Raw genomic sequence first — 19,579 nt, 5'->3', positions numbered from 1 at the left:
TGACCATTCTCATTCTATACTAAATCATAGATTAGAGCGATGCCTTTATTGAAAACCACCCAAAAGTTACTTAGGAGGACTACAATCATGCAAACAGGTACAGATCGTGTAAAAAGAGGAATGGCTGAGATGCAAAAAGGTGGCGTCATCATGGACGTTATGAATGCAGAGCAAGCTAAAATCGCTGAGGCGGCAGGGGCAACAGCTGTTATGGCTCTTGAACGGGTACCTTCCGATATTCGCGCAGCTGGTGGTGTAGCTCGTATGGCAGATCCAACCATCGTTGAAGAGGTTATGAAGGTTGTTTCTATCCCAGTTATGGCTAAAGCACGTATCGGTCATTACATAGAAGCCAAAGTGCTTGAATCCCTAGGTGTGGACTATCTCGATGAAAGTGAAGTTCTTACGCCTGCAGACGAAGTGTTCCATATTGATAAACATGAGTTTACTGTACCATTTGTATGTGGGGCCAAAGATTTGGGAGAGGCTCTTCGCCGTATTGGTGAGGGTGCATCGATGATTCGTACAAAAGGCGAGCCTGGAACGGGAAACATTGTTGAGGCAGTTCGTCATATGCGTCTAATTAACAGCCAGCTCCGCAAAGTGCAAAACATGTCCAAAGACGAGCTGTACGCTGAAGCAAAAAACCTGGGTGTAGCTTATGAGCTGCTTCGCGAAGTTCATGAAAATGGAAAACTTCCTGTCGTTAACTTTGCAGCAGGCGGTGTAGCTACTCCAGCAGACGCAGCACTAATGATGCATCTGGGAGCAGACGGTGTGTTTGTAGGATCAGGTATTTTCAAATCCGATAGCCCTGAGAAATTCGCTCGTGCAATCGTTGAAGCTACAACACATTACACGGATTACAAACTGATTGCCGAAGTATCCAAAAACTTGGGCGCCCCGATGAAAGGGATCGAAATTTCTAAATTGGCTCCAGAAGAGCGCATGTCCAACCGCGGTTGGTAAGAGGCAATAGAACAGCGGTTTGAGAATAAATGAAATATGAATGATATCGAGCAGAGCCGATCAATGGATACAAATTGATCGGCTTTTTTTGTTATTCTTGACGAAAGCAAAAGCAAAGACGGAGAGGAAAATTTCTATTTTTTTATCAATTGAGAATGATTATAATTATCATTTACGAGATTCGACATTTACTGTATACTGACAATAACTATTTTACATAATGCATAAATAGAAAATTAAGCATCAAAAAAGGGAGAGAATTGAATGTCTACACGCTTTAGAAAAGGAATGTTATTTTGTTTTATAGCTGCACTTGTTTTTGTACTTGCAGCCTGCTCCAGTACTAATGGTGGAAGTGATGAAGCAAACAATAGCTCACAGGAAGCAACGAAGAATGTTGCAACAGATGAGGAGAAATCGGATGCAGATGCTTCAGGTGCTGCTCAAACCACGTATCCATTAACCGTTTCAAACTATACAACTGAAAATGGGACATGGGTCGCTAAAGAACAAACCCTTGATAAGGTACCTGAACGAGTTGTTGCCAATACACAAGGTGCGGCTGAATTAATGATCCGGCTTGGTTTGACTGACAAAATTGTTGGAGTGGCAGCGTTGTTCGGCAGTGTACCTGAAGATATCGCTGATGAATTCAAAAAAATTCCTGTGCTGGCTGAAGGCTATGTCGGTAAGGAAGTGACCATAGGTGCTTCGCCTGATCTGGTTGTGGGGCGTGGTGGATTGTTTGAGGATGCCGATTGGGGTGTTGGTACAGTAAGCAGCTTGAATGATATGGGGATTAAAACGTACGTACAAGGCACCAGTGTTCCTGACGCATCGTTAGATAGTCTGTATCAGGACATTACTGAATTAGGTGAGATATTCAACGTACAGGCGAATGCAGCGGCATATATTGAGACGCTTAAAGCACGCGAGACTGCCTTGTCGGCTCGAGCTAGCGCTGAAAAGATCAACTATGCGTCTTTTTCAGATAATGGTGATGGAACTATTGGAATTTATAACGGAAACGGAGATACGTTTATTGAAAGTGCAATGTCATTAATCAATATGCATAATATGCTGATTAATGAAACCGGCACACTCAGTCTGGAGAAATTAATCGAGATTAATCCGGATGCCATGATTATTTCTAGATATGCTGGTGGTATTGATCCAGAAGAAACGATTGAAAAGCTGCTAGCCAACAAGCAGGTACAGAACATTAACGCAGTTAAAAACAAGAAGATCTACATTATTGATTTCAACAACTTCTGGGGATACGGAGATTCCATCTTCACAGGCGTTGAAGGACTCGCTGATGATCTCGGGTTGTAATGAAGCCAAGAGCAAAACATAGTACCATAAAAAGTCGCTATTTTAGCGGCTTTTTTTGTTATCAGGGACCTAATTCCTGTTTCAAACTGTTCCCGGTCCGTTCGCTGAATGATAATGAGTTTCTGAACACTCTATTTTAATACGACTTGACTTGTGAATTAATTATCAGTAAAGTGTGAATCAGTTCACACTTTACATTAAGGAGCAGTCTATGCCAAAAAATACTTTCTTTCGTTTAGAAGAAGCAAGGCGCGAGGAAATATCGAATAGCGCTATGCATCTTTTTGTTAATAACCTTTACGAGGATATAACTATGAAGATGGTTTTGGATAGTTTGTCCATGCACCCCGGAACATTTTATCGGTATTTTGAAGACAAAGATGACCTTTATTGTCACTTAATACGTAATGTGACCCAGAAAAGAGCTGCATATTTTAGTAACAGTAATGAAGATTCCCTTTACAGCTATTTCCTTACTGGCTTATTTGGTAACGTTAATGGCATGGTGACCGAGCCACTGAATGAGTTGGAAATCAAACTGACTAAAACATTTTCATATATTCCTGAGGACATTTTGCTGAAAGTATATGTGAATGTGTTAAAGGGCGAGTCATTCCCCATGATCAAGGACATTTTACGCCGAATGAGGGTTGATGGATATCTCCGACCTGATGTTGACGACGACCTGATTTCTTTTATGTTTGAGTCAATGCAGCTTAATTTAATCTTGTTTTTTAGGGAATTCGATATTAAGGACTCTAAGCTGCAACATAAGATCAGCAAGTACTTTGCTGAATTTATGGGTCATGGACTGCTTGAAGATCATAAATATTCTGAAATGGTTAGCGATCTCAAGGGGGAAAGAAAATGAAAACCTATGACGTATTTCCAGAACCAATTGGCGGCTATACTGTCGGTCGAACCCAGATGGATTTTGAGTACACGGCATCAGATTACTCCAAAAGAGAACTGACCGCTTTTGTGTATTATCCGTCCGACAGTAGCGAAGGTAAGACTACATCAACGTACATGTTTCCTGAAGTCTACGAGATGTTTAATGAGCAGCCACTTGTCACTGCGTTGAAGGATGTTTTCTCTATAGATATCAAGACCCAGTGTTACGATGACCTTGCTCTCTCCGGGAAGGAAAAGCGCTATCCAGTGTTATTCTATGTTTGCGGCGGGGGTGGTTCTCCAGAATGGGGTACAGTGCTCTGTACAGACTTGGCAAGCATGGGGTATGTTGTGGTAAGCATCGGCCATCAGAATAGCACGATGTATAAGCGTAAAGATGGGCGACTGTTTAATGTATCCAAGGATTTTTCGGATGTCATTACAGCGTTTGGTGAAGAGCCAAAGATGCTGGCATTGGCTGGTAAGATGGAGATGCGGCCTGACGATGGAACTGCCATTGAGATGTGCCGTAACGTGCTTGCACTGCCGATACTTTCCAAGATAACAGAGTATAGTGAATTACAGGCAGAAGATGTAAGGTATGTAGCCGATTATCTTTACAAACTGGACTCTGGAGAGTTGAATTCCATCTTTAAGGGTAGATTGTTGCTTGACATCGGCATGGGCATAGTCGGACATTCTTATGGAGGGCCTACGACGGCGATGGTTTGCCGGGATGACGACCGGTTCGCCTGCGGGATTGGCTTGGATAGCGGTGCGTTTGGCCTTCTTGACAGCGATCTTAAGAAACCCTTCTTGCTACTGTTTTGTGAACCTAACTATAATATGAATGCGATTATTGGCGCTAACAATAGCATGGAAACCTATTATTTCTCAGTTGATCGTGTTGCACATTTGGATTACTGTGACATCGTGTTTACCAGTGTTAATGAGGAACTCAGAGGCGAACGGGATGCTATAGAGACGCGAAATCTTGTTACAGACTATGCAAAGAACTTTTTTGATCATTACATACTGCAGAAGGCAACAAGTGTGGAAAGCCTGGCATACGATGGTGTGGAATTGATCAATAAGCCCAGCAACAAGTGACATAACCGAGAGATTGCTGATTAATGCATGTCAAAGAGTTAGCCGTACAGACGCAGAGCCGATAACCCTTATCACGCGGTTATCGGCTCTCTGATATTACAAATTGACATCCTGGTTCCTATAACTGACGCTTATTCTGCCTTAGTCCTGCCAGTGTTTACTTCGCTTCCAGGCTCCATCAACATGATATGACATTCCTTTTCGGCGGAAGGCTTGATCTCGACTCCTTTAGGCACAATATACATCTCGCCCTTGGAAATCTTCACTTGCCCATCACGAAAATCAATAATCATTTCCCCCTCGAGCACAAAAAATAACTTGTCAGTCTCCTCATGAACATGCCACTCAAAATCTCCAGCAATCTTAACGATCTTAAATTGATAGTCATTCATTTCACCAATGAGTTTCGGAGACCACAGATCGTTTAATTTCGAAAATTCCTCATTTAATTTAATAGCTTGATAGTTCATTGTAATTCCTCCTGTGTATTAAATCCTTTATGTTCAGTATACTGATTTGATTTTTGGTATAACATGGATGCCTGTTGAAATCAGGATGGATTATTGATGAACTTCTGACGATACTCCGTAGGAGAAATACCACATTGTTTCTTGAAGACTCTACTAAAATAGAAGGGGTCAGCAATGCCAATGGTTTCAGCAATATGTTGTACAGACGCGTCACTTGCAGACAGCATGTGTTGCGCCATCTTTATCCGATATTTCAATATATAATCTGCTGGGCCCATACCAGCATGTCTTCTAAATACGTAAGAAAGTCGATTTCGATTAACATTATATAGTTCTGCGAGCGATGCTACTGTCAGGCTTTGATCATAGTTTTCATGAATATGAGTAGAGACCCGTTCGAATAAAGCATCTGATTCATTACTATTTTGCCGATGATCCACACATAGTAATGCCTCATTCAGCACATCACGAAACAGCATTTCGGTCTGAAACATCGACATGCCTCCACGCTGATTATACACATGCCAGAGACGCGTAATTAGTTCGATTAGACGAGGGGATTGACCCGTTGATAATTCAAAGTGCTGATGGGAAAAGCTTGATTCATCGAGATCCGAACTACATATTCGGTATAAAACAAGGATGTATTCCCAGTCATTTTTATTAAACACAGTTTGGTCTAGTTTCATTTTTGCCCCTCCGTGTACAACTTTTCCTGGTGAAAATATATAGGGCGTACCATCAAATTGAAATTGTATTTTTCCTGTAAGTGGAAATACAAAACCAGGAAAAGAATCGGTATAGTCAGCGTGGGGCACACCTGAATTTCTAGCATATCGATATATTCCTTCGACTTGAAAAGGAATGTGTGCAAAATGCGCTGCTAACTGATTCACATCTACTTTCACATTTCGTACCTCATTTCAAAAGTGTTTGCTGGCCATGATGAGATAAAATCATAGTACATCTTACTCCAACACTATTGATAATCATTATCACTGTCAACATATAAAATGAAAAAATGATGCTTTTGGCTACGCTCAAACCAGCATTAAACGGTTCCATGCCGGATAACTGAACCAACATGCGAATGCGCAAGCATTTTATAAACTATGGGCAATGGGATTGATCTTGTGTTAACATGTGCACTAACTAATTCAATAACAAGGTACTACGTGTACAATAAACCCAGTTGGGAATTGGAGTGTCGCTTCTTCGGTTACTGTGACACTGGAGTAAAAGGAGGAAGTATGAATAAGTCGCTGTTAATCATTATCCTAATAAGTAGCATGTTCATCGTCCAAGGCTGCATGCCTGAAGTGAAAAACGACTCAAATGTGGAGGAGCAGACCCTGACTTCACCAGATGAACAGCTGTTCAAGGCAGTAGAGGATGGAGATACGGAAGGCATCAAAAAATGGATTCAAGCGGGCGCCAATACCAATGCTCAAGATCAGAGTGGACGAACAGCTACAATGATTGCAACCTACAATAATGATCTAACATCGGCTAACGTATTGATTGAAGCAGGTGCAGATGTGAATATACAGGACGATATGAAGAATAACCCGTTTCTGTACGCTGGCGCTGAAGGATACGTGGATATTTTAAAGCTGACGATTGAGGCGGGAGCGGACCCAGCGATAACGAATCGATATGGAGGGACAGCACTTATTCCAGCTTCAGAGCATGGATATGTGGATGTAATACGAGAACTCCTGACCCAAACTTCAGTGAATTTGGACCATGTGAATCAATTGGGATGGACAGCACTGCTGGAAGCGATCATTCTTAACGATGGCAATGCTCAGCAGCAGGAGACGATACAATTACTCATTGACCATGGAGCAGACGTGAACATAGCGGATCGTGATGGGGTATCACCGCTCAGTCATGCGAAGAATAAAGGCTTTAAGGAAATTGAAGATATTTTGGTACGGGCTGGTGCGAAATAGTAACGTTTAAGGATCAAAGAGATAAAACATAGAATGTTGAGTTTTCGGTGGGGAATGGAGCCGGTCCAGATCATCGTACCACACACAAAAGCCGCTATAATAGCGGCTTTTTGTAGTATAAAGAACCAAGTCCACATCCAAGCAAGAACAGGATTAGAACTTACATTATATTAAATTGGATGATTATATATTTAGATATCCAGTTTGCGAGTACTAATCCATTTCACCATTTCAGGATCGTTATGGGAGAAGAACAGGCTCTGTTTGGTATCTAACGCAGTAATCGACTCGATATCTGCTTGGCTTAATTCAAAATCAAAAATATTGAAATTTTCAATAATTCTTTCTTTACGAACCGATTTTGGAATGACAACGACTTCTCTTTGGGTCAACCAGCGCAAAACCACTTGAGCAACCGATTTATTGTACTTTTCACCTATAGATACCAATACCTCATTTTGGAACAAGTCATTTTTCCCTTCAGCAAAAGGTGCCCAAGACTCAATCTGAACATTATTTTCTTTCATGAATTGTCCAGTTAAGATCTGCTGATTGAAAGGATGTGTTTCGACCTGGTTTACAGCAGGAGTTACTTCGTTTTGCAGAATCAAATCGATCAGTCGATCTGGCTGGAAGTTACTCACTCCGATTGCACGTACTTTTCCTTCACGATACAACTCCTCCATTGCACGCCAAGAGCCATGTACGTCTCCAAAAGGTTGATGAATTAAATATAAATCCAAATAGTCCAATTGCAATCTTTCCAGGGATTTTTCAAATGCTTGTTTGGTACGTTCATAACCTGTATCCTGAACCCAAAGTTTTGTCGTGACAAATAATTCTTCTCTGGCCACGCCGCTGCGTTTAATCGCTCTGCCCACAGCTTCCTCGTTTAGATAAGAGGCAGCTGTATCAATGAGACGATACCCAGCAGATATGGCATCTATAACACTTTGTTCACACTCGTTTGCATCTGCAATCTGAAACACACCAAAGCCGAGAATCGGCATCTCAACACCATTATTTAAAATTACTTTTTCCATGTATTTTCCCTCCAGTTATAGCATGTCTATATTATGGCATTCCTCATCCAAAAACAGATATCTAATTCGTCTTACATGCTTGCCTAATCCTCTTAGCAGCTAAAAAACATGGAATAAATTTGCCTTAGCGTGACATCATAAAGAAGTAGTATACATCTCAATTTCCAGAGGAGGATACCTTTTATGGCTAACCAGAAGAAACGAAAAGAAGCTGCCTGGAAGTCACGAAAGCAAGAACAGCATCCCCATGGTAAAATCAAATCGCTAAAAGAATTGTCCAGCGAATATGAAGAGAAAGATACTACGATTTAATTTAGGCGAAAGACTGTCGGAGAACATTTTCGACAGTCTTTCTTTACTTTTATAGACTACAAGTAATCTCCCGTTCTAAAAACGAATGAAAAACATCTTCAATATCTATATAGTTCGTAAATAACTGTGAACAAATCGTTAATTCATTGACATTGCATGTGATTTTAATTAGAATACGAAATGGACTTCAGGTTAAAACAGATATGGGTATCCTTAGTTTTGGTTTAGACTTAGCTGTTAAATCCTAACGACGAATATAGGAGCGACAATATTACAATCCTATATGAAGATTAGGATTTTTTGTTTTTAGCTTTGGAGTATAATTTGAAAGTTGGAGGCTGGCTTTACCATGGACAAATGGTTCAAACTTAAAGAACGAGGCACGAGCATCCCCACAGAAATTATCGCAGGGGTTACAACATTCTTCACAATGGTATACATAGTTATCGTAAACCCAGGAATACTCAGCAGTACGGGCATGGACTTTAACGGAGTATTCATAGCAACGGTACTGGCAAGTATTGTCGGAACTCTGATTATGGGGCTCTGGTCCAATTATCCGATCGTCATCGCACCGGGTATGGGTCTGAATGCATTCTTTGCCTATAGTGTAGTTGCCGGATATGGGGTGTCTTGGCAGGTTGCACTGGGAGCTGTATTTATAGCAGGGATTTTGTTTATTATTTTATCGCTTACTTCATTCCGTTACATGTTGCTTGATGCAATTCCTGCAAGTTTAAAACATGCAATAACCGCAGGGATCGGATTGTTTATTACAACGGTAGGTCTGCAAAATGCCGGCATTATTGCCGATTCAGAATCGAATTTGATTACGATCGGGAACTTGGCAGAGCCAATGACTTATCTGACCATTATCGGATTGATTATCACCGTTGTGCTGATGGCCTATAATGTGAAAGGTTACCTGTTCATCGGCATGGTGGTTACAGCGATACTTGCCTGGATCATGGGACTATTCCAAATGCCGGAATCGATTGTATCCATGCCGCAAGGCCTCGCGTCAACGGCTTTGCAACTGGATCTGGCAGGGGTATTCTCGAATGGCTTATACACGATCATATTTACGTTCCTGTTGATCACACTGTTTGATACGACGGGGACAATGCTCGGCGTTGCTGAACAAGCAGGATTGCTGAAGGAAGGTAAATTCCCACGCTCGCGTGGTGCACTATTGGCAGATGCGGTAGGAACAACCAGTGGAGCTTTGCTCGGAACGAGCCCAACATCAGCTTACATTGAATCCAGCACAGGGGTAGCTGCAGGGGGAAGAACGGGACTGACGGCGGTAACGGTAAGTGTGCTGCTTGCACTTACGTTATTCTTCACACCGATCGTAAGTGTAATTTCAAGCATTCCGGCGATTACTTCTCCGGCACTGATTATTGTTGGGTACTTTATGATTAACGTTATCAGCAAAATCAAATGGGATGATCTTGAAGAAGCATTTCCGGCCTTCCTGATTATCATCCTTACTCCGTTGACGCATAGTATTGCGACAGGTATCGGCGTAGGTTTCATCTTTTATCCAGTGCTCAAGCTGCTTCGTGGAAAAGGTAAAGATGTTCATCCGATATTCTATATTTTTGCGGTATTGTTCTTCATTCAGCTTGTATTCCTGGACCACTAAAATGGTCTAATCAATAAGAGAACTGCTCTAACAAGCAGCTCTCTTTTTTTTGTGCAGTTCATACTCCGTTCATATTCCCGTCACGAAGGGGACATCTTCCATGGTTACACTATACCTATGTCGCAAGAGCGGCTCTACAGATATAAAGACAGGAGAAGATGGATGTGGCAAAAACAGTAGATATAACAACAACGGGGACTAAGGGCCGTAAAAAACGGAACTTATGGTTAAAAATAATTGGAGGTATTGTCGGCGCGCTGGTGCTATTCATGGGCATCACGTTTGTCGTTCATACAATCAGTAATGGGATCGAGAAAAAGAAAATTGAATCGTATGGCCAATATGTTAATGTCGATGGAAAAAATATGAATGTGTCCATTCAAGGTAGCGGGGAACAGACCATTGTGCTTCTGCCTGGTCAAGGAACTCCGTCGCCAGTACTTGATTTCAAATTGTTAATTGATGAATTAACTTCTGATTACAAAGTTGTCGCAATCGAGCCTTTCGGTTATGGATTAAGTGACGAAACCGATACGGAGAGAACAACGGAGAATATCGTCAGCGAAATTCATGAAGCTGTACACCAGCTCGGAATTGACCGTTATATTCTGATGGGGCATTCCATCACGGGACTATACGCAGCGACTTATGTGAACACGTATCCGGATGAAGTTTCTGCTTTTGTCGGGATCGATAGCAGTGTTCCGAATCAACCTGGCATGGATGTCAAATTACCTTTGAACTTAATGAAGTTCCTTCAAAAATCAGGTCTGATGAGAGTGCTTCAAAAAGTGAGCGGAGATTCCTATAAATCACTTGCATACGATGAACATACCAAAGAACAGATGAAGTTAATTGCGAATCAAGTCTCAACGAATCCGACACTGATCGATGAGCTTAAACACCTGGGTTCCAATTTCAAAAATGGAGAAAAACTCACTTATCCTCGTAATCTGCCGATGTTGCTCTTCGTACAATCTAATAACGAGCACAATCCACAGTGGATTCCGCTACATGAAGAACTAGTGAAACAATCGGCACAGGGCAAAATGATCCCAATGGAGGGATCGCATTACCTGCATCATACGAAATTTAAAGAAATCGCCGAGGAATTCAAATCTTACATGAAACAAATCCAACCCATTAGTAATTAATTGCAAACGAAAAAAACATAAAAAAACGAGTCACCACAAGGTGACCCGTTTTTTTTGATTACTGCGATAAACCTTCTGTTACTTTGTCGATGTTCCATTTGACCATGGTAATGTATGTGTCTCCGTCTTCGCCTTTTTTAGCAAGGGAGTCTGTGAAGATTTTTGAGTGAATAGGGGCACCTGTCTCAGTAGATACCGTCTCCATTGTCTTCGGATTAACGCTGGTTTCTACAAACAGAGCTGGAATTTGGTTCGTTCTGATAATATCAATAATCCGGTTCATCTGATCAGGAGTACCTTGGCTATCCGTATTGATTTCCCAGATGTATGCCGCTTCAAAACCATAAGCCTTGGAGAAATACTTGAATGCACCTTCACTTGTGACCAAAATCCGTTTCTCCGCAGGAACTTTAGCAATTTGATCTTTGGCATACTGATCGGCTTCCTCTAATTTGGTAACATAGGCAGCTTGGTTGTCCAAATAATATTGCTCATTTTCCGGATCTTTCTCAATGATACGCTTCGTAATGATGTCCACATACTTGATTCCGTTTTGAATGTCTAGCCAAGCGTGTGGATCTTCCTGTGTTTCTTTGCCTGCTTCGCTAAGATACATCGGTGTTACTTCTTCCGAAACTACGAACGCAGCATCCGTTTTGTTAGTAACCTTCAGGAGATCCTGGAACCAGCCTTTTCCCGTTTCAAGGTTAAGTCCGTTATAGAAGACCAGATCGGCCTCTGATATTTTTTTGGTGTCTTGTGGTAAAGGGTCATACATATGCGGATCGGTTCCAATGGGAACCATGCTGTATACTTCGGCTTTGTCACCGACTACATTTTCCACCATATCCGCAATAACGGAATACGTGGCTACAATTTTTAGTTTTTCATCTGGAGTAGTCGATGCCTCTGTGCTATTAGATGTTGTATCGGAACATGCGGATAAAATAATCATAAGAGTAATAAAAACACCAATCATTTGTTTTTTCATTGTGCTTTCAATCCTTTCTTAAAAAAGTTGTTTTTCGGAGACAGAATGAACGAAATTGCGAAACCACTCACGCCAACAAGCACAATCGTTGCACTCGTCGGAAGGTTGAATTCAAAGCTAAGTATTACGCCAACGACTCCGGATAATGCTCCGTATACCGAAGCAAAGATGATCATATGAAGCAATTTATTAGTCCATAGATAGGAGGTCGCTGCCGGTATAACAAGCATTGCAATGACCAGTACAATCCCCACCTGAGAGAGGGAAGAGACGGTGACGACGGAGAGCAAAAGCATGAGCAAGTAATGATAAAAGTTGGTGTTCAATCCGTACGCTTTGGATACGACCGGATCAAACGAACTGATCAACAACTCCTTGTAGAACAAGGATACGACAGCGATTACGGCGAGCATGATGATAAAGGACTGCGCTAATTCTGACTGCGGAACAGCCAAAATATTACCGAACAGAATATGAGTTAAGTCCAGACCGCTTTTCGCAAACGTGATGAGAACGATGCCTAATGCGAAGAACGAGCTCAAAACAATGCCGATGGACGTATCGCTTTTAATCGTGCTGCGGTTGGTGATAAATTGAATCAGAATTGCTGCAATGAGTCCGAACACTGAAGCGCCGAGCAGTACGTTGATCCCCAAGATGTAGGATATGGCTACCCCCGGCAAGACGGCATGCGACAATGCATCACCCATCAACGACATTTTTCGAAGTACGATGAAACTGCCGAGTACCCCTGATACAATCCCCAATATAATCGCAGATAGACCTGCGTTCAGTGCATACACTGGAATATCAAGCCATGTTGACAACATGTTAATCATTCTGAACATCTCCCAACCCTTTAATCTGGATATTGCCTAGAGATGATCCATACGCGGCCTGTATGTTCTCCGTCGTAAAGGTGGTGGATACGTCTCCAAAAGCAACCAGTGTTTTGTTCAGAATGATGATCTTGTCAAAGTACTCTTCAACCTCATGCAAGTCATGGTGAACAATTAAGATTGTTTTACCTTCCTCCCGAAGTTTCTTCAGCAGATCTACAATGATTCTTTCACTCACAAGGTCAATACCTACAAAGGGTTCATCCAGGAAGAAGATATCTGCCTGCTGGGCGAGCGCCCTTGCAATGAATACGCGTTGCAGTTGTCCCCCAGAAAGGTTGCTGATTTGTTTGTTCGCCAGATCTGCGATATCCACCAGTTCCATACAGTGGTCGACGTAGGCTTTTTCTTTTTTTCCGGGTCTTCTGAAAAGCTTCAGCTTAGGGTACGTTCCAGTCAGGATCGTGTCCCGCACCGTGATAGGGAAAGTCAGATCAACATCGCTTTTCTGTGGTACGTATGCGATGTTCTTTTTTTCATGAGCAATCGTGGTGCCGTTAACGGTAACGTTACCCGTACGTTTCTTGATGACGCCCAATAAAGATTTGATGAACGTTGATTTTCCCGCTCCATTAGGTCCGATGATGCCGATCGTGTATCCGAGTGGAATATCGATATCTACATTTTGAAGCGCAGGATTACCAAAGTAATCCACATTCAGTTGACTGATTTGTATCATGGTTTTTCGCCCCTTCAAACGTTGACTCTATTAAAATATATTTCCTTAGTATAAAAAACATTCGCAAGCGCTAGTTTGTTTCCTTAGGGAAACTTTATTTCTTTAACCAATATATTATTGAGTCGGGCTTTTTGTCAACCATAAAAAAATTTGTACAGACAATGGATTGATCACAACGTATGGCTTTTATGACACAACAAAAACCCTTCTATAATTTCTTGGGAAAGAAGAGAAGGGCTGACGCTGATTATTTATGATGTGTTACTCCAGCTAAACAAAGAGTTTGTTCCAGCCGTTCCAGATCCACAGAGAAGTCCTCCAATCCTGGAAAAAGGTCCTGTGTCGTCCTGTTATCTTGCCCATACATCATATAATAATCAAGTTTGTTATGATTGCTGATCATCCAGTAAGTAGGTACTATATGCCGGATATGAAAAATTTCGATAACAAGGGTCCCTTTACTGCAGAAAGCAAGATTGGCTAATCCCGCTCCGTGCGGTGAAACGATTGCTTGTGCAGAAGCAAAGAGCTGCACTTGCTGGGCTACGGTCCAATCCTCCAGGCAAACAGGAATAAACCCGTACGGCTCCAAATGCCGGATGACTTCATCCTCATTAGCTATTCTTCGGGCAGAGGCTTTGCTCCGAGATATGAAAATGCGAGCAGGAGAATGGAGTGTTGTATCGCGTCCGGGTAACATAAACGTCCGAAGGATAGCTGTTGTCCAAGGCGGATAATGGGAATTCATCATTAAAGAAGGCACGACCAATCGATCGGCCTGAAACTCCCAATCATCTCTAGTACGAATCACTGTCGATTCCGATACGCCAAACATAGATAACGTTTCTCTCACAAAAGATCCATGAGGATTCGGATTCATGATCAGGGATTCAAAAGGAACATTTAACATCAGAAGCATACCCAGTCGCGGCAGAACATCATATAACCAATGGAAATAATTATGACTCCCGCAAAAAGTCAAAACCGCAGCAGTCTCATGGAGATGATGATGTTCTTTTGCTTTTCTCCGATGCAAAGCAGGGTGCTCTTCCAATGTCATCATTCTGTTTTGTTTTCCATCGTATTCGGGGGAAAGGTCGAAGATCAGTTTTCCGTCGGATGTCAGGATCGCACCTGATGTTCCCCAAACACGCCCATTCGATATATATGCAACATATCCGCCTTCGGGATAAAGGATATAGGGCATCAAATAACGGTGAATCTCCGTTTCAACGGTTTTCGGAAGCTTGAATTCAGCGGCTCCGCCAAAATCAAAAGGGTTAATTTTTTCTTCACCGCCGGGAGAAACGGAAGTAATCCATTCCATAATGTCTCTGTAGAAACCGAACTTATTTGGGCTCTCGTCTGTCGAATTCACATTTCTGCATATTTCATTCATTGTTCGTCCCTCCAAGACCCTTGTTACTTATGATGCTAATTTATGCAAACGGCCCTTAAAGGAGACGAAGATGGGAAAATAGGTATCGAACGTGGTGCCGTGGTTTTTCTTATTACCTTTTGTGCAATTACTGTACCAAATGTTCCAAATCCGGCTGTAACTTGTTCCGCAGAACATAGAGCATGATGGCACCAACAAGAAACGCCACGACATCCGCAATGACGAGTGACCAGATCACTCCATGAAAGCCGTTCAGTTGATTAGCGATATACAACACAGGAATCAGCGTGATGCCTTGAATGATGGACATAACAAACGCGGCGGTTCCCTGGGCTGTTGCTTGGAAGATCCCCATAAACAAAGAAGTCATTCCTGTAATAAACAAGGATAAGAAGGTCACATGAAGAATGTAGCTACCCATTTCAATTAATTGCGGGTCAGTCGTAAATAAACCAATCAAGTGGTCAGAGATCAGATAAACGATAACACCGAACAGGACGGCTAAGCCCAAAATAGCTTTGATCGTAAATCCAATGGTTTGCTTCATGCGTAATTTATTCGCTGTAAATGAGAAGGCAATCAACGGCACAACTCCCTCGCACAAGCCCATCAGAATAAACTCAGGAAATTGCAATAAACGTGATGAAATTCCATACCCCGCTATAGCCTGATCCCCATATTCAACAAGAAAAAGGTTAAGAATAAGCGACATCGCACCCAAGAAGACACTCATAACAAAGACGGGAACTCCGATTTTGAACACATTGCTCAGAATGTCTTTAGAAACTTTGAACCATTTTAAGGAGATGGTTAAGAATTGACTCTTATAACTCATATGGTAAGCGTAAAATGCACTCGCAACCAAGTTGGAGATCACGGTAGCAGATGCAACGCCAATCACGCCCCAATGGAAGACAAAGATGAATAGCGCATCGAGAATAATATTCACAACAACACTGAGAATCATACCGGTCATCGAGGTGATTGCTGCCCCCTCTGAGCGTACGATATTCTCCAGCGTGAAGAATAAGATGACGAATGGTGAACCAATAAGCATAATCGTGACATAGTCTTTCGTAAATCCAAAGGATTCAGGCGTTGCCCCCAGCCCATGAACGATTGGCTCGATCAACGGGAGGCCAACGGCAATCACAATAAGTCCGAGAACTAAGCTGCTGTAAAAGGCAAATGAAGATACATGCTTCAGATCATCGACTTTTTTCTCTCCCAGCAAACGAGAAATGAATGTACCGCTGCCTATACCAATTAAATTACCAAGCGCCATGATAACCGCGAATAAAGGTAAAGTTAATGCGAGTGCGGTTAACATTGCCGTATTACCCAGTGTGCCAAGGAAATAGGCATTCAAGATGGAATAGATGACACTCATTGACGTGCCTAGCATCATCGGGACAGCAAAGTGAGCTACAGCTTTGGCGATGGGTGCTTTTTCAAAGTAATGGAGGTTTTCTGCATCCATGTGGATCACTACTTTCTTCGTTAAAATTGATCTAATCTAACACTGTTAGATTGAACCTTACAGTGTTAGATGTTATCATGAACTTATGAACCTGTAAAGCATAAACTTACACTGTTAGATAAAAGGGCGGATACTGATGAAAAAACAACAGCCTCAGATTTCGGAAGATAAAATTTTGGAAACTTCGTGGGAGCTTTTGGCGGAAGAGGGCATCGAGAAATTCAGCATGAGACGCTTGGCAGACAAGCTGGGGATTCAGGCTCCATCTCTATACTGGTACTTCAAGAGCAAGCAGACACTCTACCAACGGCTGGCCAACCAGATATCGAAAATTATTTTGGACGAGTTTCAGTCTGAAGGGGACTGGAAGGAGCAGATGGAGGGGCTTGCGATCACCGTAAGGAGTGTGCTCAGCCGATACCCGTGTTCCACACAACTCATGATGATGACGCTGCCCCACGAGCCGGACATGATACGATTCACCAACCGCATGTTGCTCTGTATGGAATCAACACCACTAGAGCAAGAGCAGAAATTACAGGCCGTTCTCACGCTTGTGAACTATGTATTCTATTTCGTTCTGGACGATTATCAGCATCAGCGTAATATCTCTACTGTTCTTAAGAACCAGGAAGCAATTCCGGATGAAGAGATGATCAGCCTTCTGGACTCTATGAGTGAGCAGGAAGCTGGACTCTTCAGTAGGATGTATAAGAATGGTCTGTTTGAGGTGATGGGAACCGACGGATCGTTTGAGTTCGGCTTGAAGCTGATTCTGTTGGGGATCGAACAAGTGGTTAAGGAACAAGCGAAGTAGAGAAGTAGAACACCACGATTTTGGCAAAGTAAACTCAATCATTTAAAACAAGAAACCCACCGAGTATAAAACTCCGGTGGGTCTCTTCTTATTATCCGATCACAGTACCATTTGGTAGCTCGAAATCAGGTTTCAACAAAACAACATCTCCCTGTTCGGGCAGCCCGCCAAGCACCAACACTTCTGAATTGAATCCTGCTATACGACGCGGAGGGAAATTAACTACACCTATAATCTGCTTTCCGACAATAGATTCGGATGAATACCTTTTGGTGATTTGTGCACTGGATGTTTTTAATCCAATTTCGGGTCCAAAATCAATTTCAAGTTTAATAGCGGGTATTTTCGCTTTTGCAAAAAATTCGGCTTTGGTGACCGTGCCGACACGCAGATCTAATTTTAAGAAATCATCAAAAGTTGCCATTTTAAATTCACTTCTTTCTTAATTATCCTAATTTTCTGAATCGATTAAAGCGCAGGAACTTCAGCAGTTGAACATGGTAAGATTTCAGCCCAAAGTACATCAGCATACCTAACAATGTAATTAATCCGTCTACGAATTGAAAAGCAGAGATGGTTTCTCCCAACAGTAGATAAGCCAGCATAATCGCCAGAACGGGTTCACCGATAATGCCTACAGAAACCGTTGTTGCACCAATGGATTTGAGCAGCAGATTGAAAATGTACTGACCAAAAATGGTGGGTATGATCGCAAGTAGCAGGAAGTACATCCAATCGGATGAGTCGTAATGGGTCAAAGAAAGGTTATTCAATAAACTGTAGACCAGCAGGACACTTCCACCAGTAATAAAGACAACAACACTGTATATATTCGCGTCAATTTTCCGACTCACTTTCTGTCCCACCAGCATATATGCCGACACCAGTATGGTGCCTACCAGTGACAGACTATCTCCAATCAGAGCCTCTCTCGAAACGCCTATATCACCCCAGGCGATAATCACCGAACCGAACAGGGCGGTAATCAAACATAGAACAGTAGGTATACTTGCTCTTTCCTTAAACATAAAATATGACCCGATCATCACAAACAATGGTTGCAGCGCCAGAATGACCATGGAACTAGCCACTGAGGTATACACCAGCGATTCCATCCAAAATAAGAAATAAAGACCAAGAAGCAAGCCAGCCAGAAAAACTGTGATCCAATCCTTTGAATCCATTTTTAATAAGCGGATCGTTTTCCAAGGGATAAAAGGGAGCATAATAATGGCTGATATATACAACCTGTACATACCGGCTATAGCGGTCGGAGTATCCGAAGATTTGATCATGATTGAAGAGACGGATACCGACAAAATGGCGATAAAAAGCAATACATAAGGATGAAAAAGCAGGGACAATTTATTATCTTTCACATATAAGCCTCCAAAGTTCTTATCCGGTCGTCTGTGCACAGGCTATTGTGATAAGTCAAAGATTTGATATAATAATATCATTATTTTTGTGGATTTCGTGCAATTAAATCACTATATAATATAGATATATCGTCAAAGAAAGGAACGTCATAGCATGGTGAAGCAACTTTATGAGGATATTTTGTATTCCGATCTTTCGTTTCCCTATATCATGTACACACATACACGTCATACAAGTATCCCCGCAGGAAGAGGGTTCAACGATCTACATTGGCACGAGGATCTACAGATCACATTAGTCACGAAAGGTAAGCTGGTTATTCAAATTAACGGAATTGATCATACACTGGAAACGGGTCAGGCAATCCTGATCAACAAGAGAATTCTTCATATCACAACAGAGCTGACACATGATGGTCAATATGTTAGTTTCAATTTTCCGGAAAAGCTATTAGCCTTTCATGTAGACAGTGCCATGGAAAAAAATTATGTACTGCCGTATACAAATTCTTCTTTGGTTTCAATTGTCATTACAAAAGATTCGGAGTGGGAAACGCAGATATTAGACATGCTTTGGGGAATGAGAGAGACGTTCAACTCGGAGAAAACATGGGGATGGGAATATGAAATTTCTATTAAAACGGTACAATTATGGTTTGTGTTGATATCCAACATTTCAATTCCTTCAGGAGAAACTCCAAGAAGCGAGAAGCGTCAGCAGGAAAGACTACAGTTAATGCTCAGCTTCATCCATCAAAATTACGCTCATCCGGTTACGCTTCGTGAGATTGCTGATATCGCACATTTGAGCATTTCAGAGTGCACCCGATGTTTTAAGAAAACGGCTCATATGACGCCATACGAGTACTTGATTAAATACCGGATTAAGAAGAGCAAAGATCTCTTATTATCGACGAATGATACAATAACCGAGATCGCCGAGAAAGTAGGCTTTAATCACGTTAATCACTTTATCCAGTCTTTCAAAAAGCACGAAGAAAGAACACCGAAAGAGTTTCGGTGCTCTCCGTACCCTGTATAAATG

At 41.9% G+C, this 19,579-nt stretch carries 20 protein-coding genes; 10 read left to right on the top strand and 10 right to left on the bottom strand.

Annotated features, from left to right (window positions below):
• Positions 1-84: 84 nt before the first annotated feature.
• The 4 genes from pdxS (at position 85) to HF638_RS05600 (ending at position 4,308) form a co-directional block, all read left to right on the top strand.
• The gene (gene pdxS, locus HF638_RS05615) at positions 85-969 is read left to right on the top strand and encodes a pyridoxal 5'-phosphate synthase lyase subunit PdxS (RefSeq protein WP_200869424.1); all 885 of its coding nucleotides are present in this window, start codon (positions 85-87) and stop codon (positions 967-969) included.
• Between the two features lie 264 nt (positions 970-1,233).
• Positions 1,234-2,304, top strand: coding sequence for an ABC transporter substrate-binding protein (locus HF638_RS05610; RefSeq protein WP_169479309.1), 1,071 nt, complete (start codon positions 1,234-1,236; stop codon positions 2,302-2,304).
• A gap of 211 nt (positions 2,305-2,515) precedes the next feature.
• The gene (locus tag HF638_RS05605; RefSeq protein WP_169479308.1) at positions 2,516-3,175 is read left to right on the top strand and encodes a TetR/AcrR family transcriptional regulator; all 660 of its coding nucleotides are present in this window, start codon (positions 2,516-2,518) and stop codon (positions 3,173-3,175) included.
• Positions 3,172-4,308 carry an alpha/beta hydrolase gene (locus tag HF638_RS05600; protein WP_169479307.1) on the top strand — a complete coding sequence of 379 codons (1,137 nt, stop codon included), beginning with the start codon at positions 3,172-3,174 and terminating at the stop codon, positions 4,306-4,308. Before HF638_RS05605 ends, HF638_RS05600 begins: the two co-directional genes overlap by 4 nt.
• 131 nt (positions 4,309-4,439) lie before the next feature.
• On the opposite strand, the gene HF638_RS05595 is transcribed toward HF638_RS05600, so the two are convergent.
• The gene (locus HF638_RS05595; RefSeq protein WP_169479306.1) at positions 4,440-4,778 is read right to left on the bottom strand and encodes a cupin domain-containing protein; all 339 of its coding nucleotides are present in this window, start codon (positions 4,776-4,778) and stop codon (positions 4,440-4,442) included.
• A gap of 80 nt (positions 4,779-4,858) precedes the next feature.
• On the bottom strand, positions 4,859-5,686 hold the full coding sequence (locus tag HF638_RS05590) for a helix-turn-helix domain-containing protein (RefSeq protein WP_169479305.1): 828 nt from the start codon (positions 5,684-5,686) through the stop codon (positions 4,859-4,861).
• 342 nt (positions 5,687-6,028) lie between these two features.
• Between HF638_RS05590 and HF638_RS05585 the strand changes: the two genes are divergently transcribed.
• Positions 6,029-6,733: an ankyrin repeat domain-containing protein gene (locus HF638_RS05585; RefSeq protein WP_169479304.1), complete on the top strand. Its 705-nt coding sequence runs from the start codon at positions 6,029-6,031 to the stop codon at positions 6,731-6,733.
• A 191-nt stretch (positions 6,734-6,924) separates the two neighbouring features.
• Here HF638_RS05585 and HF638_RS05580 read toward each other — a convergent pair whose 3' ends face one another.
• Positions 6,925-7,776, bottom strand: a complete 852-nt coding sequence (locus HF638_RS05580; RefSeq protein WP_169479303.1) for an aldo/keto reductase — start codon at positions 7,774-7,776, stop codon at positions 6,925-6,927.
• Positions 7,777-7,959: 183 nt separating this feature from the next.
• Between HF638_RS05580 and HF638_RS28515 the strand changes: the two genes are divergently transcribed.
• From HF638_RS28515 to HF638_RS05570, 3 genes are all read left to right on the top strand, one after another.
• Positions 7,960-8,088 carry a DUF6254 family protein gene (locus tag HF638_RS28515; RefSeq protein WP_248278042.1) on the top strand — a complete coding sequence of 43 codons (129 nt, stop codon included), beginning with the start codon at positions 7,960-7,962 and terminating at the stop codon, positions 8,086-8,088.
• Positions 8,089-8,437: 349 nt separating this feature from the next.
• Complete coding sequence (locus tag HF638_RS05575; RefSeq protein ID WP_076333964.1) at positions 8,438-9,736, top strand: NCS2 family permease; 1,299 nt, start codon at positions 8,438-8,440, stop codon at positions 9,734-9,736.
• Positions 9,737-9,894: 158 nt separating this feature from the next.
• Positions 9,895-10,890, top strand: a complete 996-nt coding sequence (locus tag HF638_RS05570; protein ID WP_169479302.1) for an alpha/beta hydrolase — start codon at positions 9,895-9,897, stop codon at positions 10,888-10,890.
• A 58-nt stretch (positions 10,891-10,948) separates the two neighbouring features.
• Here the strand turns inward: HF638_RS05570 and HF638_RS05565 are convergent, their stop codons facing one another.
• The 5 genes from HF638_RS05565 to HF638_RS05545 all read right to left on the bottom strand — a co-directional run bounded on the left by HF638_RS05565 (position 10,949) and on the right by HF638_RS05545 (position 16,338).
• Entirely contained in the window at positions 10,949-11,881 is a 933-nt protein-coding gene (locus HF638_RS05565; protein WP_169479301.1) for a metal ABC transporter substrate-binding protein, read from the bottom strand.
• On the bottom strand, positions 11,878-12,711 hold the full coding sequence (locus tag HF638_RS05560) for a metal ABC transporter permease (protein ID WP_169479658.1): 834 nt from the start codon (positions 12,709-12,711) through the stop codon (positions 11,878-11,880). Before HF638_RS05560 ends, HF638_RS05565 begins: the two co-directional genes overlap by 4 nt.
• 1 nt (position 12,712) lies before the next feature.
• On the bottom strand, positions 12,713-13,456 hold the full coding sequence (locus HF638_RS05555; protein WP_481856138.1) for a metal ABC transporter ATP-binding protein: 744 nt from the start codon (positions 13,454-13,456) through the stop codon (positions 12,713-12,715).
• A 250-nt stretch (positions 13,457-13,706) separates the two neighbouring features.
• On the bottom strand, positions 13,707-14,858 hold the full coding sequence (locus HF638_RS05550) for a glycosyltransferase family 61 protein (protein ID WP_169479299.1): 1,152 nt from the start codon (positions 14,856-14,858) through the stop codon (positions 13,707-13,709).
• Positions 14,859-14,985: 127 nt separating this feature from the next.
• Entirely contained in the window at positions 14,986-16,338 is a 1,353-nt protein-coding gene (locus tag HF638_RS05545; RefSeq protein WP_169479298.1) for an MATE family efflux transporter, read from the bottom strand.
• A 136-nt stretch (positions 16,339-16,474) separates the two neighbouring features.
• On the opposite strand from HF638_RS05545, the gene HF638_RS05540 reads away from it, so the two are divergent.
• The gene (locus HF638_RS05540; RefSeq protein WP_169479297.1) at positions 16,475-17,155 is read left to right on the top strand and encodes a TetR/AcrR family transcriptional regulator; all 681 of its coding nucleotides are present in this window, start codon (positions 16,475-16,477) and stop codon (positions 17,153-17,155) included.
• Positions 17,156-17,246: 91 nt separating this feature from the next.
• Here HF638_RS05540 and csaA read toward each other — a convergent pair whose 3' ends face one another.
• A complete protein-coding gene (csaA, locus tag HF638_RS05535; protein WP_169479296.1) occupies positions 17,247-17,579 on the bottom strand; it encodes a chaperone CsaA in 333 nt (110 codons plus the stop codon).
• 22 nt (positions 17,580-17,601) lie between these two features.
• Complete coding sequence (locus HF638_RS05530) at positions 17,602-18,534, bottom strand: EamA family transporter (RefSeq protein WP_169479295.1); 933 nt, start codon at positions 18,532-18,534, stop codon at positions 17,602-17,604.
• A gap of 154 nt (positions 18,535-18,688) precedes the next feature.
• Between HF638_RS05530 and HF638_RS05525 the strand changes: the two genes are divergently transcribed.
• Positions 18,689-19,576, top strand: coding sequence for an AraC family transcriptional regulator (locus tag HF638_RS05525; RefSeq protein WP_169479294.1), 888 nt, complete (start codon positions 18,689-18,691; stop codon positions 19,574-19,576).
• Positions 19,577-19,579 lie beyond the last annotated feature (3 nt).

The sequence above is a fragment of the Paenibacillus sp. SZ31 genome, from assembly GCF_012912005.1.
Lineage (GTDB): Bacteria > Bacillota > Bacilli > Paenibacillales > Paenibacillaceae > Paenibacillus.
This window is presented reverse-complemented; position numbering and strand designations above follow the sequence as displayed.